Origin of the sequence: Lysinibacillus sp. 1 U-2021, assembly GCF_029916965.1 — a bacterium.
Lineage (GTDB): Bacteria > Bacillota > Bacilli > Bacillales_A > Planococcaceae > Lysinibacillus > Lysinibacillus capsici.
In genome coordinates this window covers 736,043-752,730 of record NZ_CP123966.1, presented here as the reverse complement: position 1 = coordinate 752,730, position 16,688 = coordinate 736,043, and the positions used below count along the sequence as shown (strand labels likewise).

Here is a 16,688-nt window from a genome sequence, read left to right as displayed (position 1 = left end):
CAATGAATACTTTCACTTAGGCTTATTTACGTTTTGTTTTTTTCTTTTTGCCTTTTTTGGCAATGCCCTCATAGAACTTTTGCTTTTGCTTCACGCGTTTTTTAGGACCTGGGCTTGAGTCATCTTTGCGGCGTCCACGTGGATCACGGTCACTTTCGCGTCGTTCACCTTGCTTTGATGAGCTACGAGTTCCACGGTCATCCTCTTGACGACCGCCTCTACGATTGCCACCACGTCCGCCTTTTTCCTCATCACTGCGTGTGCTTCGGCGACTGCGTCCACCTTTGTTATCGCTGTAATTTTTACGTGCATGAATAACAGTTGGTGCTGCTTTGCGTGTTCGTCCATATGAAGTTACCATTCCAACGATTTCAAAGTCAATGGATGACTCCTCAATAATGACATTTGCTACACGAACTGTCACTTCATCCCCAATACGGAATTGGCGATTCGTTCGTTCCCCGATCATAATCATTTGACGATCATCGAAGCGGTAGTAATCATCAGTCATATTGCTAATATGGACAAGTCCTTCGATGGTGTTTGGTAGCTCCACGAAAATACCGAAGTTTGTAATGGATGAAACAATCCCTTCGAATTCTTCGCCAATTTTGTCGGACATATATTGTGCTTTTTTCAGTGCGTCTGTATCACGTTCTGCATCAACAGCACGACGTTCACGCTCAGACGTGTGGTCAGCAATTTCATCCATCGCCATACTCCACTGTGCAATGGTTTCTCTCGATGTATCCTTGTTAATTAAATACGTACGAATTAAACGGTGTACAACTAAGTCAGGATAACGACGAATTGGTGATGTGAAGTGTGTATAGAAATCCGTTGATAAGCCAAAGTGTCCAAGACTTTCAGGGTAGTACTTCGCCTGCTGCATTGAACGTAGGAGCATCGTAGAGATAACAGGCTCCTCTGGCATCCCTTCAATAGCCTTCAAAACATCCTGTAATGCCTTAGGATGAACGGTATTACCAGTACCTTTAATTAAAATACCGAAGTTCGTGACAAATTCAAAGAAGCGTTGAAGCTTTTCAGGCTTTGGATCTTCGTGAATACGGTATAGAAACGGTACATTCATCCAGTGGAAGTGCTCTGCCACTGTTTCATTGGCAGCTAGCATGAAATCTTCAATTAATTTCTCCGCTACTGTTCGTTCACGTAATTCAATATCCACTGGCCATCCTTCTTCGTTTACGATCACCTTAGATTCTTTGAAGTCAAAGTCAATAGCTCCTCGCATTTCGCGTTTACGGCGTAAAATACCAGACAGCTCAGCCATGTTTTTAAACATTGGAACAAGTGGCTCATAGCGTTCAATTAATGCCTCATCCTGCTCCTCTAAAATCTTGTAAACGTCCTTATATGTCATACGTTCAGTCGTTTTAATGACGCTTTGGAAAATTTCATGTGCAACCACATTACCATTCGCATCAATAATCATTTCACAGGAGAGTGTTAAACGGTCAACCTGTGGATTTAATGAACAAATGCCGTTTGATAAACGATGTGGAATCATTGGAATGACACGGTCTGTTAAATAAACACTTGTCGCACGATCATAAGCTTCAATGTCAATGACCGAGCCTTGCGTTACATAATAACTTACGTCTGCAATATGTACGCCAAGTTTATACGTTCCATCTACATTTTTCGTTACGGTTACGGCATCATCTAAATCCTTTGCATCTGCACCATCAATTGTCACAATCGTTTCATGACGTAAATCACGACGCCCTACTAAATCGGCCTCGGTAATTTCATCTGGCACACGCTGTGCCGCAGCAATGACTTCATCTGGGAATTCAGGTGGAATGTCATGCTTATACAAAATGGATAAAATATCCACACCTGGATCATTTTTATGCCCTAAAATTTTTGTAATATAGCCTGTAGCAGATTTTAAATCCTCTGGCCATGTTGCTACCTCAACAACAACTTTATGTCCATCGACAGCTCCTAATGTATCTCCTTTGGCAATAAAGATATCCATTGGTAGCTTTTTATCGTCTAGAACAACAAAGCCGAAGCCACGGTTAGCTTGGAATGTGCCGACAAAGCTTGTTTGACCACGCTCGACAACCTTTGTTACCGTACCCTCACGTCGATCACCAAATGATTCCTTTAAAACACGAATCAGAACGATGTCTCCATTAATGGCACCGTTAATTTCATGCGGCGGAATGAACACATCATCCATGCCCTCGACATCAGGTGTCACGAAGCCAAAGCCCTTCGCATGTCCGATAAATTTACCTCTTAGTAAATTCATACGCTCTGGTAGGCCATAGCGATTGGAGCGAGAGCGTACAACTAAGCCTTGCCCCTCCATGCGGACAAGTGTTTTCACAAGCTCCTTGAACTCCTCCGCATCCTCAAAGCCGAATTCATCCTCGATTTCACCGACGGTTAGTGGTTTATAATCATCTTTGCTGAAAAAATCGAGTAAACGACTTTGTAGTGTATCTTTTTGGTCTTTCATACATATTCCCTCCTTCATGAGAAAATCCTATTTATTATTTATTGTGCCCAATTTAGGCTTTCTAAAAAGCGATAAATGTCCTCATGTAATTGATCTTTTTCTTGATCTAATGTAATAACATGTTTTGAGTTTTCATACCACTTGATGTGCTTTTCAAGTGACTCAGTTTGATTATATATAATGTTGGCAGATTCTGTCTCTATTACTTCATCATTTGTAGCTTGTACGACGAAAATAGGCGCGTAAATCATGTCAATTTCTTGACGAGTGCGAGCTATAAATTCTCGTAGCTGCTGGAGAGATGGCATGCCTTTGTCAGCAATGCTTGCAACTTCAGCTTCAATTTGTTCTTCCTGTTTCCCTTGGAACTTTTTATAGTCCCTTGCATATTTCAAAACACCCTCAAACATAACGTCGGTTGTACGCATTGTCATAGGGGCACACATTGTCACAATGCCTTTAACAGGATTATTTAATGCAACGTTTAATGCCATAACACCGCCTAATGAAAGGCCAGCAACGGCTATTTCCTGATAGTCAGCATCCTGTAACTGTTTGTAGGCGGCAATAACATCCTGCCACCAGTCTGCTGGACCTGTTGTGATTAGTTCTTCTGGTTCCACACCGTGACCTTTATAGTGAGGTGCTAATGTAGTATACCCTTTTTTCTCTAAAAATCTACCAAGCATTCGTACGTCTGCAGAGCTTCCTGTGAAGCCGTGTAATAATAAAACAGCACGAGGTCCTGCCTGAAAGAAAAATGGCTGTGATAATGATTTGTTCACTGTAAGCACTCCTTCATTCTAAAACACTTATACATACTATACCCATTCTCGTCATCTCGATGATGCCTAGCAGATGACATTGGTTATTATGTTACAATTCATTTTTTACTACTGAGAGGGAAATTACCATTTAACTATGATAAAAGAAAACGCCCAACCAATTCGGTTAGGCGATATATCTTCAACTATTAGATTTTTGTAATAGCGATTGCTAATAAAAAGAACACTATAGCTAACACAATTGTTGCACGGTGAAGGATTAAATCCATACCACGTGCTTTTTGCTTTCCAAATAGTTGCTCAGCTCCACCCGAGATGGCACCTGATAAGCCTGCACTTTTACTAGATTGAAGTAATACCACAACGATTAACGCCAATGATACGATAACTAATGAAACTAATACTACTGTATGCATTCACTGCACCTCCCGAACTTTGAAACATCACAACAGACTACATTATAACAAAAAAAGGTTGTGATGACAAACTTCGCTTTATGTTTTGCTGGAAATTCTCCGCCTCATACTTCCACCCTTGTCGACTTATGCTACTATTTGTGGATGTCACTCCCAATAAATTAAATTATAATGGCAAAAATGAACTTTTTTTGGAGGGTGGGAAAATGAATAAAAAAATAACAGCGCTGCTAGTACTATGCTGCATGATTCCCTTTCTTACGGCATGCTCAAAGGCCATTGACCTACTTCTTGAGGAAGAGGATGTAACAACTACAACCTTAGCAGAAGATACAGAGAATGATATGAAGAAACCAGAAAGTAAAGCGCTATCTGCCTCTTTTTCACCTAATGATCTTTTCTCAACCTCATTATTTAAGGATGATCCTGCCTTACTACAATTCACTAAAAAAGTTGAAAAACAAGTAGCAAAGTTTGAACAGCACTTTGAAGTCCCTTATACTGGGAAGCTAAACTTCGAAGATTTTGAGGTGCAGCTGAATGACTTAAATAGCCTGCTTTCCTTCGTCGATCCCTATACAGCTGGTTATTTTCTTACTTATGAATGGACGGCTTGGGAAATAGATAATGGCTATTTGGTAGAGTTGTCGATTGATTACTTAACAGATGCCAAAAAGGAGCAAAAGGTCGATCAATATGTAGAGGCTTTTGCTGACCAGTATATTACGACAGATATGACAGATTTTGAACGTGCTAAAATCATTAATGATACGGTCGTACAGTTAGCCACTTATACAGAACAAGGCTCTACTGAGGGACAGACGGTTTTTGAGCTGATAGACGAGGAAACTGCGGTATGTCAAGCCTATGCTCTACTAGCTTATCGCCTACTATTAGCTTCAGATGTAGAAGCGAAATACGTATATGGCTATAGTGAGGATCAGCTGCATGCTTGGAATTTAGTCAGTATCGATGGCAATTGGTATCATCTTGATACAACGTGGAATGACGTGGATTCAGCGGAGCCTTATGCGATTTCCTATGAATACTTTTTAGTCAGTGATGAAAAACTAAGACAAGATCATTTATGGGTAAATGAAAATTATTTTACTGCTACAAATAACAATTATGATTTTATGCATGATATGTGGTATGCCAATACTGTGGACGATGTGATTTATTATAATAGTATCAATGATAATATGGTCTATTCTTATAATTTAGACACAAATGAAAACAATCAAATTACAGAAACGGCATGCTATTATTTAGCTACTTATGATGATTCCATTTATTGCAGTGACTATGACAATGCTGGTTATTTAACAAAAATAAATGTCCAGGACGGTTCGGAAGAAGTCTTGCTTGAAGATGAAGTCCTCAACTTGTACATTGAAGAAGACATTTTATATTATGAAACAATTGATGGCGCACAACATCAGGAAAATTTATAATGCCCCAAAAGAATCTGTGTGACTTTTACACAGATTCTTTCCTTCCCCAATATTTACATAATTACCATATTCCATTAACAAACCTTTAACGCTAGCTTTACACCATTCCTTTACACTTACAATTGAATTCACCTAAAGGAGGAAAATCATGAAATACGCAAAAAAATGGACTTCATTGTTCTTAGCAAGTGCAGTGACTTTATCCGCAGTTAGTATCCCACAGCAAGAGGTACATGCAGCCGAAGTAAAGAAACCGACGAATGTCATTATGCTTGTGATGGATGGTAGCAGTAATAATGCTGTCACTCTTTCTCGCTGGTATAAAGGTGAAAGCCTAGCAATGGATGAAATTTTATCGGGTGCTATGCGCACATATTCTGCTGAATCTGCCATTACTGATTCTGCACCAGCTGCGACAGCATTAGCAACTGGGCATAAATCGAACGATAAATATATAGGTGTGCTGCCCTCTGTGATCAACTCCCCTGGATTAGCCCAAATCGCTAAGGAAGATGCCTTCCGACCTGTAGCCAATGTGCTAGAAGGAGCTAAGCAGCAAGGTATGGCCACTGGATTAATTTCTACTTCCGAAATTCAACATGCTACACCTGCTGGTTTTTCTGCCCATGTCAACAATAGAAGTCAATATGGGGATATAGCAGAGCAGCAGGTTTATCAAAATATTGATGTTGTCTTAGGCGGTGGTCTGGAATCACTATCACCAGGCACATCGAAAAATGCTCGTCAAGATGGCGAGGATTTAATCAAGGTTTTGAATGAAAAAAATTATGATCTCGTTAAAACGCGCGATGAGCTATTTAACAGTCAATCCTCAAAAATTTGGGGAAGCTTTGCGCCAAGTGCACTTGCTTATGATTTAGATCGTGCTAAAACAAGAGCATCTGAGCCTACACTTGCTGAAATGACAAATAAAGCAATCAATACGCTGAAAAAGGATGAGGATGGCTTCTTCCTCTTTGTAGAAGGTAGTAAGGTTGACTGGGCTGCACATGCCAATGATACTATTGGTATCATTAGCGATATTTTATCATTCGATGATGCAGTGAAAGAAGCGGTTGATTTTGCGAAGGAAGATGGTAATACTTTAGTCATCGCAGTAACTGATCATGGAAATAGTGGCATTACGATGGGGAACGCTAACACTACTAGTACCTATTCCAGCATTCCAGTTTCTGCCTACATCGACCCGTTAAAAAAAGCTACAATGACCATTGAAGGAGCTTTAAGCCAACTAAAAGAAGATCGCTCTAATTTAGTTGAGGTCGCTGCTCTTTATGGCTTAGATTCATTAACGGAGGACGAGCTTAAAACATTACAGTCTGCTAAAGACTTAGGCAATGAAATGGTAAAAATGCTAGCCAATCGTGCAAACATTGGTTATACAACAGGTGGTCATACGGGGGAAGATGTATTCTTATATTCATTTGGTCCTTCTAAATTGACAGGATTAGTAGAAAACACTGATTTAGCCCATACAATGGCACGCTTTATGGGCTTTGACTTAAACACATTAACAAATGATTTATATGTGCCTGCAACGAAGGCATTTACGGAAAAAGGATTTACAACAAAAATTGACTTATCGGATAAAGAAAACCCAACATTTATTGCACAAAAAGCAGATATCACAGTGAAAATTCCAGTCAACAAAAACACGATGACGTATGAACAAACTTCCTCAAACACGGCAAAGACTCATACATTTGATACAATCAATGTCTACAATGGCTCTGAATTTTATGTATCTAAAAAAGTTATTAATGAAGTGAAATAAAAATAATAGCACGAACATAAGTTGAGATTATTCCCTTATGTTCGTGCTTTTTTTACATAAGTAAACCAGCCAATAATTTGTAAACTCTACATATCCCCCCAAAACCTTAAATTTACCTTAAATTAATCTTATGATTTACTGAATTCATCTTAATTCAGCAACATTTTTCTCCACATTCCGTCAAATCAGTGTTAAAAACATAAGGTAAGGATTTTTAACTAGTAAATTACTATTTTTTTGAAAGTTTAATCCTATACTTTTTTTCATTGGAGGTGGACAAATGCAATCCATCAAGAATAATGAGTATTTACGCTTCATTGGCTTCACGCTGTTTTATTTGATTGTTTTGGTACTGCTGTTTCTTATACATGGCTTCCATGATATGAACGCTGGACCATTTATATATACGGAATTTTAAATAAAGGAGATTAAAATATGTTAAGTATTTTGGCAGCTATTGAACGTGTGGCCCTCCAGCAGCCACAAAAAACTGCTTATCAGACACACAATGCCTCCTTAACTTATAGTGAGCTTTGGCATTTATCAGATCGTCTTGCCGATTATTTAATGAAGCTTAAGTTGCGGAGACAACAACCTATAGTCATTTATGGACATATGTCCCCCCTACAAATTGTTGCGTTTATCGGAGCTGTAAAGGCTGGCCATCCATATGTACCTGTTGATTCGTCAACACCATCCGAAAGATTACAGGTCATTACAGAAGCTTCTGGAGCAGGTTTAGTATTGACAACAGAGCTATTACAGATGCCGTTGAACCTGCCAGTTATGGCAGTGCATGATATTCTGGATGCCTCCTCAAAGGACGTGATCCTATCATCCGCAACATGGGTTCGAGATGAGGATATCCATTATATTATTTACACTTCTGGTTCAACAGGTCAACCAAAAGGGGTACAAATAACAGCTAGTAATCTAACACACTTTGTTAGGTGGATGCAGGAACACTTCCCTTTACAGCAAGACGGCGTATTTTTAAATCAAGCACCTTATTCCTTTGATTTATCTGTTATGGATCTCTACCCAGCTCTTGTAGGTGGACACACACTTTATGCGATTACACAGCAAGAAATTGCTAATCCAAAAGCCTTGTTTGATTCTTTAGCGACGTCAAATACTCGTGTATGGACTTCTACACCTTCTTTTGCCAAGATGTGTTTGATGAACAAAGAATGGGATCAAAAACTCATGCCTAGGTTGGATACTTTTTTATTTTGCGGAGAGGTTTTACCGATAGCGGTATGTAACGAGTTGATGTTCCGTTTTCCACAGGCAACAATTTATAATTTATATGGTCCTACGGAAACAACCGTCGCTGTATCCTATGTAAAGGTGTCGAAAGAGCTAGTAGCACGCTTCGAACAATTACCGATTGCCCCTATAACGGAGCCAAACGTATCTGTAGCCGAGGATGGAGAAATTATTATTTCAGGGCCAACCGTTAGTGCCGGGTATTTGGGAGCGCCTAAATTAACAGCTAAAGCTTTTCCGATCGTTAATGGCGATCGCATCTATCAAACGGGTGATATAGGCTATGAGCAGGATGGTTATTTGTTCTTTTCAGGTCGTAAGGATTTCCAAGTGAAATTACATGGCTACCGTCTTGAGATTGAAGAGATTGAAAAACAAATCAGTAACCTGCCACCTGTTTCAAGCTGTGTTGTTGTACCTGTTTATAAAGAGAAGGAAATCATTTCTCTTAGTGCCCATATTGTTTTACGTGAGCCATTAACAGACGCTGCTTTTAAAACAACAAAGCAATTGAAGGCTCTTTTATCGGCGTACTTACCTGCCTATATGATACCGAAAACATTTAAATATATGGACGCTTTACCACTAAATCCAAATGGTAAGGTAGATCGTAAAGGATTGGCGGTTATGGAGACAGTATGACGCCTTATGGAAATATAGCATTTTTTGTGATCATCGGACTTTTATTATTACCTACCATCCTCTTAGGGTTACGAGGCAAATCTTCGAAACGTTATAATCTTTTTGTATCGGTCATTGTCTTAGCATTAATCTTCGGACATTCATTAAACGGGACGATCTCGCTCGTACTATTTACTGTCTTTCAGGTTGTACTTATTGTGGCTTATCAGCGTTACCGACTTCAGCAAAATAGCGGTACCATTTTTATAATAGCAGTGCTTTTATCCATATTACCCCTGATTCTTGTGAAGGTTTTGCCAATTCTCGGGTTACATCATGTATTTGGCTTCCTTGGTGTGTCCTACATTACGTTTAAAGCGGTACAAATGATTTTAGAAACCCGTGATGGCTTGATGAAAGAGAAAATTTCTGTAGTAGAGCTAGTCTATTTCTTATTATTCTTTCCTACCGTATCATCGGGACCTATTGATCGTTGGCGTCGTTTTACAAAGGATTTTCATACCGTACCTTCCTCGGGAGATTACCAAAAGCTGCTATTGAGTGGCATTAATTATATTTTTGTCGGCTTTTTATATAAGTTTATTTTGGCTTATTTAATTTACAACTACACGCTTATTTATTTGCCTAACCATACGTATAACTATTTGACACCTTTTCAGGGGCAGCTAGCGTATATGTATATGTATAGCTTTTACTTATTCTTTGATTTTGCTGGCTATAGTGCATTTGCTGTTGGTGTGAGCAGACTAATGGGTATCCAAACACCAATTAACTTTAATCGCCCATTCGCCAGCCGTAATATTAAAGATTTTTGGAATCGTTGGCATATGAGCCTTTCCTTCTGGTTTAGGGATTATGTCTATATGCGCTTTGTCCTTTGGATGACAAAGAAAAAATGGCTAAAAAATAAATTTGCTATTTCGTATATAGGCTTCTTTTTACTATTCTTTTTAATGGGTATTTGGCATGGTCTGGAATGGCACTTTGTGGTCTATGGACTCTATCATGCCCTATTGATTATCAGCTTTGATAAATTTGAACGCTGGAATAAAAAGCATAAGCGTTGGCCAAAAAATAAATGGACGCATGCTATTGGCGTAATTATTACGTTTCATGCTGTATGCTTCGGCTTCTATATTTTTTCTGGCACATTATTTTAAACAAAGGGCTGTAAGAGCCTGTTCACTAAAGGAGAATTATTAATGGATCAACAACAAGTTTTAGAAATGCTAGTCGAGTTATGTGAAGATGAAATTATTGTAGAAAACCCAGATATTGATTTATTTGAAGAAGGTTTACTAGATTCGTTTGGAACAATTAATTTACTAGTCGAAATTGAAAATCGTTTTAATATTTCTGTCCCTATTACTGATTTCAATCGTGAAGAATGGAATACGCCTAATCGAATTGCAGGGAAATTAGCTGAAAGACAATGATCAAAAAAGGCTTTCTTTCTTTATTTATTGCATGTGCTCTTTTTACTGGCTTTGTCTTTTTTCCTAATGCTTGGATTAATGCATGGATATCCAATGAGGATGTGGAGCAAGCCAAAACGAACATGTCTCCACTTGTATTTCAGGGCACCTATTTACAGGAGCGCATGTTGCAGGAGCCTAATTCCATGCCACTTTATGGCTCCTCGGAATTAAACCGTTTTGATCCGTTCCATCCATACAATTATACGCGAGCAACTGATGCTCCGTATTCGACATTTATGATTGGGCGTGGAGGCATGCAGTCCATTACCCACTTCTTGAATTTTGCAGCACAAGAAAAGAATTTAAAGGATAAAAAAGTGGTCTTTATCATCTCCCCGCAGTGGTTTACAGAGAAGGGCATGGGTGAATTTCACTTTTCACCGAATTATTCCATGTTACATGCTTATGATTTAGCCTTTAATCAGGAAATGGATGCCAACCTTCGTAAAAGAGCAATGGAGCGCCTACTAGAATTTGATACTGTCAAACGAGATCGCCTCTTAAAGACCATGTATCAATATCAAATGTCTAACGGCAAGGAAAAACCAATTACTGGACGTATGGCTATGGTCGCGGGGCGTTTCCACAAGGAGTTACTAGAAAAGAAGGACTTATATTATTCCCTTTTCCCACGTAAAGGTCATGCATTAAAAAGTAATGACAAGCTCATTGCCAATCAAAGCTTTGAGCAACAATTGCAGCATGCAGAGGCATATGGGGAGAAGCGTGTATCCAATGACTATATGATTGAAGATCGCGCCTATCAACGACTTGTAAATGCTAAATTTTCAACGTTTAAAGATATACGAAAAAAAGAGGATTATACAAACTCTCCTGAATATGAGGATTTCCAACTCGTGATAGATGTTTTAAAGGATGCAGGTGCGAAGCCACTATTCGTCTCCATTCCAGTTAATGGCTATTGGTATGATTATAATGGCTATCCTGAGGATCGTCGTCAAAAGTATTACGATAAAATGGAGCAAGTATTACAGGATTCAAGGGTTGCTTATGTTGATTTTTCAGATCATGAATATGATCCTTATTTTATAATGGATACAATTCATCTTGCCTGGAAGGGCTGGGTCTATCTCGATCATGAACTAGATCAGCATTGGGCTCAGCCATAATAATAGTCAGGACAGTCTAATATAGTAGACTGTCCTTTCTTATTATCGTAAGACGCCTTTTATGTAAAGCGCCATTTGTTCACTTATCTTGCTATAGCTGTCACACTAAAAAGCATTCTTACCTCTTGTGCTACGATGTTGAAACCTGCACCGTATTGGCCTGCTCGTGCCGCTTCTTTCTTCGTTCATAAATAAAACCCTCCACCGATAATGTTTTTGTATCCTAGTAATTGGTGGATTTTGTGTAATAAATATTAATGGTAACAAACAGAAAAATTTGCATACAATTTAAAAATTCACCTATTTTTCATCTGTGTAAAATTGTTCAATATACTGCTCTTCTTCCTCGGGCGATAATAAACGAGTTGCTCTTCCTGAATTTGTTGTGTCATCGCCACCTTGCAATTCCCAAATTTTGTTATGGTCGTCAACGGCGTTTGAAAAGTCACCTTTCGACCATCTTTCTAATATTGAAATGTAAAGATCTTTATATTTATAATCGTTCATTTTAACTACAGTTAACAATCGGTCAACTTTTTCTTGTGTTATTCGCTCACGACCCCATTGAGAAGCAGCTTTCACTTTTTGGTGAGACATGCTATGGATGGTTTCATTTACTTTGCTTTCTATTAAATTGTCAGGATAAAGCAATTCTTCTTTTGTAACTTTTTTATCTTCAAGCGCTACTCCGTCAACAACAATAGTGGCTCTTTCTTTTTTGGCAACAGTTTTTTCCATTTGTTCGGTGGATTTAATGTAACCAAAAATCCCTCCAAAAATTATCAATATTGCAATGATAACAATTGCAGATTTTGTTTTTCTCTTCATGTTATTAACTCCTCATTGTAATTTATATCATTATATCATTATGTAATTATGTATTGGTTTATATTATGTAATTAGGATAATAATAACAGAGTGTTCAATGACTATAGTACGAACACTGTTCGTAGATAATGGTATATACTTTGTATACAGCATGTTAACCAATGCAAAATTGCGTTCTATATTTAAATACAACTAATACAATTTTGTATGCGTTAATCCGTCACAGGTGCTCTCTATAGAGGAGAGTACCTCTGCTGAGATATCTAGCATTTTGCAAGGTACATAACGTTTTTGTTTTGCGACTCCCTCCAAGGGTCTGAATAATGTTACGATAATGTGCCTACCTTTCATCACACAACGATTCGGCGCGTGCCATGATGTTTAATGTGACATATTCTTCCGCCACCAAATACGTGTAAAACGACCTCAACGATTTAATTACAGTATTAATGTAAGTCGCATTTTTACCAAGATTTAATTGATGTTGCATATATTTTTTTACATGAACTGTAGAAATGTCTTCCATTTCATTCATCTTATGAAACTCGTCCAGATATTGAATGAAGTGAGTTGTATTGTAGTTATAAGTTTCTGTTGTTCTGATTGACTAATTTTTAATCTGTAATTCGAATGTAAATTCCTTCAATAAATCTTTAATAAGCACGAAAAAACCTCCAATCTACAAGTGTTTTATTACACTTATAAATCAGAGGTTGTTAAATGTACAACATGGTTCAAAGATAACAGCTGTATTTTACTAAGTTCAAACCATTTTCTCTTCAATCAAATACTTATTTTAAGTTATAGAATGAATTTAAACCAAGATACTCTGCAGTTGAACCAAGTTGATCTTCGATGCGAAGAAGTTGGTTGTATTTAGCTACACGGTCTGTACGTGATGGAGCACCTGTTTTAATTTGACCAGCATTTGTTGCAACAGCGATATCAGCAATTGTCGCATCTTCTGATTCACCAGAACGGTGAGAAATAACCGCTGTGTAGCCTGCACGTTTGGCCATTTCGATTGCTTCAAATGTTTCAGTTAACGTACCGATTTGGTTTACTTTGATCAGGATTGCATTGCCTACACCTTGCTCAATACCTGCTGATAACTTTTTCGTATTTGTTACAAATAGGTCATCACCTACTAATTGTACGCGTTTGCCGATACGGTCTGTTAATAGCTTGTGTCCAGCCCAGTCGTTTTCATCTAAGCCATCTTCAATTGAAATGATTGGGTATTTATTTGTTAACTCTTCGTACCAATCCACCATTTCTTCAGAAGTTTTGACAACACCTTCACCATCTAAGTGGTATTTGCCATCTTCTTTATTGAATAGTTCAGAGGATGCTACGTCCATTGCAAGTTTCACTTCGTCACCTGGTTTGTAGCCTGCTTTTTCAATCGCTTCTAAGATCACTGTAATTGCTTCTTCGTTAGAGCCAAGGTTTGGTGCGAAACCACCTTCATCACCTACTGCTGTGTTGTAGCCTTTTGCTTTTAGAACAGCTTTTAGGCTATGGAAAATCTCCGCGCCAATACGTAATGCATGACGGAATGATTCTGCACCAACAGGCATAACCATGAATTCCTGAATGTCAACATTGTTATCTGCGTGAGCACCACCGTTTAGGATGTTCATCATTGGTACTGGTAATTGCTTAGAATTGAACCCACCAAGATATTGATAAAGAGGTACATCTAAATAATCTGCCGCAGCATGTGCAACTGCCATGGATACACCTAGAATTGCGTTGGCACCAAGCTTGCCTTTGTTTTCTGTGCCATCTAGCTCGATTAAAGCTTTGTCGATGACTACTTGATCAAGAACAGAATAGTTACCTTCTAATTCTTCCGCAATAATTGTGTTTACATTTTCAACTGCTTTTAATACACCTTTGCCTAGGTAACGAGATTTGTCACCATCGCGTAATTCTACCGCTTCGTATTCACCTGTTGATGCACCTGATGGTACGATTGCGCGGCCAAATGCGCCTGATTCTGTAAATACTTCAACCTCTACTGTTGGGTTCCCACGTGAGTCTAAAACTTCGCGCGCATAAACTTGTGTAATAAATGGCATAATTAATTCTCCTCTTTTTCAATTAATGATTGTCCTGTCATTTCAGTAGGCTGTGACACCTCTAATAATTCTAACATGGTTGGCGCTAAATCGGCTAAAATACCACCATTTCTTAACATTATATTTGATTTTGTCACAATTACTGGAACAGGATTTGTTGTATGAGCTGTCATTGGCTCACCTGCTAAAGTTAACACTTCATCAGAGTTGCCATGGTCAGCTGTAATAATAGCTGCGCCACCTTTTGCAAGGAGTGCGTCTACTACTTTCCCTAAGCATTCATCTACTGCTTCAATGGCTTTAATTGTTGGCTCCAGCATTCCACTATGACCAACCATATCAGGGTTGGCAAAGTTAAGAATAATGCCATCAAATTTTTCAGCCGCAATTTCTGCAAGTAAGGCTTCTGTCACCTCATAGGCAGACATTTCAGGTTTTAAATCGTATGTCGCCACCTTTGGAGAAGCAATTAAAATACGTTCCTCACCAGGGAATTTTTCCTCACGTCCACCACTCATAAAGAATGTAACATGTGGATATTTTTCAGTTTCCGCAATCCGCAACTGTGTTTTCCCATTCGTCGCTAATACTTCACCAATTGTATTTTTCAAGTTGTCATTTTCATAAGCAACCTGTGCGTTGACTTCATCACTATAGTGGGTGAAGGACACAAATTTTAAATTCTTTGGATGATTTGCAGATATAGCAAAGCCATCGAATGCTTCATTTGTAAAAACTGTTGACAGCTGAATGGCACGATCGGGACGGAAGTTAAAGAAAATCACTGCATCATGATCGCCAATTGTTGCTACTGGCTCACCATGCTCTTGAATGCTAAATGGGATGACAAATTCATCGGTTACTTCACGCTCATAGGATGCTGCTACACCACTTTTAGCACTCTCTGCTGCTTGGCCAACACCATCTACCAATACATTATACGTAAGTGCAACACGATCCCAACGCTTGTCACGATCCATAGCGTAGTAACGTCCATGTATGGAAGCAAATTGCCCTATGCCTATTTCAGCCATTTGCTTTTCCGTTTCTTCGATATAGTCTAATGCTGTTGTTGGACCAACATCACGACCATCTAAGAAGCCATGTACATAAACTTCCTCTAATCCCTGCTGTTTAGCTAGCTTTAATAGTGCAAACATATGCTCATAATGACTATGAACACCACCGTCTGATAATAAGCCCATAACATGTAGCTTTGACTGATGAGCTTTCACATGTGCTACTGCATCTAAAAAGGCTTGATTCGTGAAGAAATCTCCATCACGAATAGATTTATTTAAGCGTGTTAAGCTTTGATAGACGATACGTCCTGCACCGATATTTAAGTGCCCCACCTCAGAATTCCCCATCTGTCCTTCAGGTAATCCAACGGCTTCTCCCGCTGCTGTTAATGTCGCATGAGGAAATTGATGCCAATATCGATCAAAATTAGGCTTATTGGCCTGTGCTACTGCATTCCCGAATGTTTCATCTCGAAATGCAAAGCCATCTAAAATAATTAATGCTACTGGCTTTTTAGGCATTTGCTGCCGCCTCCAATAATGTTAAATAAGATTCTGGTTGTAAGCTTGCTCCACCAACTAAAGCACCATCAATATGTTCTTTCGATAAAAGCTCCTGAATGTTATCAGGCTTAACACTGCCACCATATTGAATACGCACAGCATTCGCAGTTTCAGCATTATATAGCTCTTCTACTACTGCTCGAATCGCTCCGCATACTTGATTTGCATCGTCTGCCGTAGCCGTTTTACCAGTACCAATCGCCCAAATCGGTTCATACGCAATGACCATATGCTCTACTTGCTGTGCTTCAAACCCAGCAAGTGCCGCTTTAATTTGGCCTGCCACTTTTTGCTCTGTTGTGCCTGCTTCACGTTCTTCGAGTGTTTCGCCACAGCAAATAATAGGTACGATAGTATGTGCAAGTGCTGCAGCTACCTTCTTATTAATCGCTTCATCTGTTTCATTGTAGTATTCGCGACGTTCAGAGTGTCCTAAAATGACATAGTCAACATCCACACTTGCTAGCTGCGCTGGACTAATTTCACCCGTAAAAGCACCTTCATTTTCATAGTGCATAGTTTGTGCACCAATTGCCAGCTCTGACTCACTAGCAACTTGTACAAGTGTAGGTAGGTAAAGAGCTGGTGCGCAAATAACAGCATCTACTTTGTCATTGGAAGGAAGTTTTTCTTGTACAGCATCTACAAACTGAATAGCCTCTTCAAATGTTTTAAACATTTTCCAGTTACCTGCAATAATTGGTTTACGCATTATTTTGCCTCCGAT

General features: G+C 38.9%; 15 protein-coding genes. 7 read left to right on the top strand and 8 right to left on the bottom strand.

Features of this window, described 5'->3' with window-relative positions; genetic code table 11:
- Window positions 1-22: 22 nt before the first annotated feature.
- The 3 genes from rnr to secG form a co-directional block, all read right to left on the bottom strand.
- Entirely contained in the window at window positions 23-2,494 is a 2,472-nt protein-coding gene (gene rnr / locus QH639_RS03975; RefSeq protein ID WP_048390899.1) for a ribonuclease R, read from the bottom strand.
- Window positions 2,495-2,532: 38 nt separating this feature from the next.
- Window positions 2,533-3,279: an alpha/beta hydrolase gene (locus QH639_RS03970; RefSeq protein ID WP_131521152.1), complete on the bottom strand. Its 747-nt coding sequence runs from the start codon at window positions 3,277-3,279 to the stop codon at window positions 2,533-2,535.
- Between the two features lie 188 nt (window positions 3,280-3,467).
- Window positions 3,468-3,695, bottom strand: coding sequence for a preprotein translocase subunit SecG (secG, locus tag QH639_RS03965; RefSeq protein WP_004228101.1), 228 nt, complete (start codon window positions 3,693-3,695; stop codon window positions 3,468-3,470).
- 206 nt (window positions 3,696-3,901) lie between these two features.
- Between secG and QH639_RS03960 the strand changes: the two genes are divergently transcribed.
- From QH639_RS03960 to dltD, 7 genes are all read left to right on the top strand, one after another.
- A complete protein-coding gene (locus tag QH639_RS03960) occupies window positions 3,902-5,149 on the top strand; it encodes a transglutaminase domain-containing protein (RefSeq protein ID WP_131521151.1) in 1,248 nt (415 codons plus the stop codon).
- Window positions 5,150-5,297: 148 nt separating this feature from the next.
- Window positions 5,298-6,944, top strand: coding sequence for an alkaline phosphatase (locus tag QH639_RS03955; protein ID WP_131521150.1), 1,647 nt, complete (start codon window positions 5,298-5,300; stop codon window positions 6,942-6,944).
- Between the two features lie 280 nt (window positions 6,945-7,224).
- On the top strand, window positions 7,225-7,362 hold the full coding sequence (locus QH639_RS03950) for a teichoic acid D-Ala incorporation-associated protein DltX (protein ID WP_004228095.1): 138 nt from the start codon (window positions 7,225-7,227) through the stop codon (window positions 7,360-7,362).
- A 17-nt stretch (window positions 7,363-7,379) separates the two neighbouring features.
- On the top strand, window positions 7,380-8,855 hold the full coding sequence (gene dltA, locus QH639_RS03945) for a D-alanine--poly(phosphoribitol) ligase subunit DltA (protein WP_281115668.1): 1,476 nt from the start codon (window positions 7,380-7,382) through the stop codon (window positions 8,853-8,855).
- Window positions 8,852-10,015: a D-alanyl-lipoteichoic acid biosynthesis protein DltB gene (gene dltB / locus QH639_RS03940; protein ID WP_131521148.1), complete on the top strand. Its 1,164-nt coding sequence runs from the start codon at window positions 8,852-8,854 to the stop codon at window positions 10,013-10,015. The genes dltA and dltB overlap by 4 nt, the downstream gene beginning before the upstream one ends.
- Window positions 10,016-10,057: 42 nt before the next feature.
- Window positions 10,058-10,291, top strand: coding sequence for a D-alanine--poly(phosphoribitol) ligase subunit 2 (gene dltC / locus QH639_RS03935; RefSeq protein ID WP_016994756.1), 234 nt, complete (start codon window positions 10,058-10,060; stop codon window positions 10,289-10,291).
- Window positions 10,288-11,463 carry a D-alanyl-lipoteichoic acid biosynthesis protein DltD gene (dltD, locus tag QH639_RS03930; RefSeq protein ID WP_281115667.1) on the top strand — a complete coding sequence of 392 codons (1,176 nt, stop codon included), beginning with the start codon at window positions 10,288-10,290 and terminating at the stop codon, window positions 11,461-11,463. Before dltC ends, dltD begins: the two co-directional genes overlap by 4 nt.
- 300 nt (window positions 11,464-11,763) lie before the next feature.
- Here dltD and QH639_RS03925 read toward each other — a convergent pair whose 3' ends face one another.
- The 5 genes from QH639_RS03925 to tpiA form a co-directional block, all read right to left on the bottom strand.
- The gene (locus QH639_RS03925) at window positions 11,764-12,291 is read right to left on the bottom strand and encodes a DUF6241 domain-containing protein (RefSeq protein ID WP_237898650.1); all 528 of its coding nucleotides are present in this window, start codon (window positions 12,289-12,291) and stop codon (window positions 11,764-11,766) included.
- Between the two features lie 340 nt (window positions 12,292-12,631).
- The gene (locus tag QH639_RS03920) at window positions 12,632-12,895 is read right to left on the bottom strand and encodes a site-specific integrase (protein ID WP_281116182.1); all 264 of its coding nucleotides are present in this window, start codon (window positions 12,893-12,895) and stop codon (window positions 12,632-12,634) included.
- A 187-nt stretch (window positions 12,896-13,082) separates the two neighbouring features.
- Window positions 13,083-14,375 (bottom strand): phosphopyruvate hydratase, encoded by a 1,293-nt coding sequence (gene eno, locus QH639_RS03915; RefSeq protein WP_004228070.1) that lies wholly within the window; start codon window positions 14,373-14,375, stop codon window positions 13,083-13,085.
- Window positions 14,376-14,377: 2 nt separating this feature from the next.
- The gene (gene gpmI, locus QH639_RS03910; protein WP_131521145.1) at window positions 14,378-15,919 is read right to left on the bottom strand and encodes a 2,3-bisphosphoglycerate-independent phosphoglycerate mutase; all 1,542 of its coding nucleotides are present in this window, start codon (window positions 15,917-15,919) and stop codon (window positions 14,378-14,380) included.
- The gene (gene tpiA, locus QH639_RS03905) at window positions 15,912-16,673 is read right to left on the bottom strand and encodes a triose-phosphate isomerase (RefSeq protein WP_048390882.1); all 762 of its coding nucleotides are present in this window, start codon (window positions 16,671-16,673) and stop codon (window positions 15,912-15,914) included. The genes gpmI and tpiA overlap by 8 nt, the downstream gene beginning before the upstream one ends.
- Window positions 16,674-16,688 lie beyond the last annotated feature (15 nt).

Bases quoted from the DNA above. Each gene is read 5' to 3' on its own strand.
- tpiA (WP_048390882.1), bottom strand. From the start codon at position 16,673: ATGCGTAAACCAATTATTGCAGGTAACTGGAAAATGTTTAAAACATTT.
- secG (WP_004228101.1), bottom strand. From the start codon at position 3,695: ATGCATACAGTAGTATTAGTTTCATTAGTTATCGTATCATTGGCGTTA.
- QH639_RS03950 (WP_004228095.1), top strand. From the start codon at position 7,225: ATGCAATCCATCAAGAATAATGAGTATTTACGCTTCATTGGCTTCACG.
- QH639_RS03960 (WP_131521151.1), top strand. From the start codon at position 3,902: ATGAATAAAAAAATAACAGCGCTGCTAGTACTATGCTGCATGATTCCC.
- dltD (WP_281115667.1), top strand. From the start codon at position 10,288: ATGATCAAAAAAGGCTTTCTTTCTTTATTTATTGCATGTGCTCTTTTT.
- rnr (WP_048390899.1), bottom strand. From the start codon at position 2,494: ATGAAAGACCAAAAAGATACACTACAAAGTCGTTTACTCGATTTTTTC.
- gpmI (WP_131521145.1), bottom strand. From the start codon at position 15,919: ATGCCTAAAAAGCCAGTAGCATTAATTATTTTAGATGGCTTTGCATTT.
- eno (WP_004228070.1), bottom strand. From the start codon at position 14,375: ATGCCATTTATTACACAAGTTTATGCGCGCGAAGTTTTAGACTCACGT.
- dltC (WP_016994756.1), top strand. From the start codon at position 10,058: ATGGATCAACAACAAGTTTTAGAAATGCTAGTCGAGTTATGTGAAGAT.
- dltA (WP_281115668.1), top strand. From the start codon at position 7,380: ATGTTAAGTATTTTGGCAGCTATTGAACGTGTGGCCCTCCAGCAGCCA.
- QH639_RS03925 (WP_237898650.1), bottom strand. From the start codon at position 12,291: ATGAAGAGAAAAACAAAATCTGCAATTGTTATCATTGCAATATTGATA.
- dltB (WP_131521148.1), top strand. From the start codon at position 8,852: ATGACGCCTTATGGAAATATAGCATTTTTTGTGATCATCGGACTTTTA.
- QH639_RS03955 (WP_131521150.1), top strand. From the start codon at position 5,298: ATGAAATACGCAAAAAAATGGACTTCATTGTTCTTAGCAAGTGCAGTG.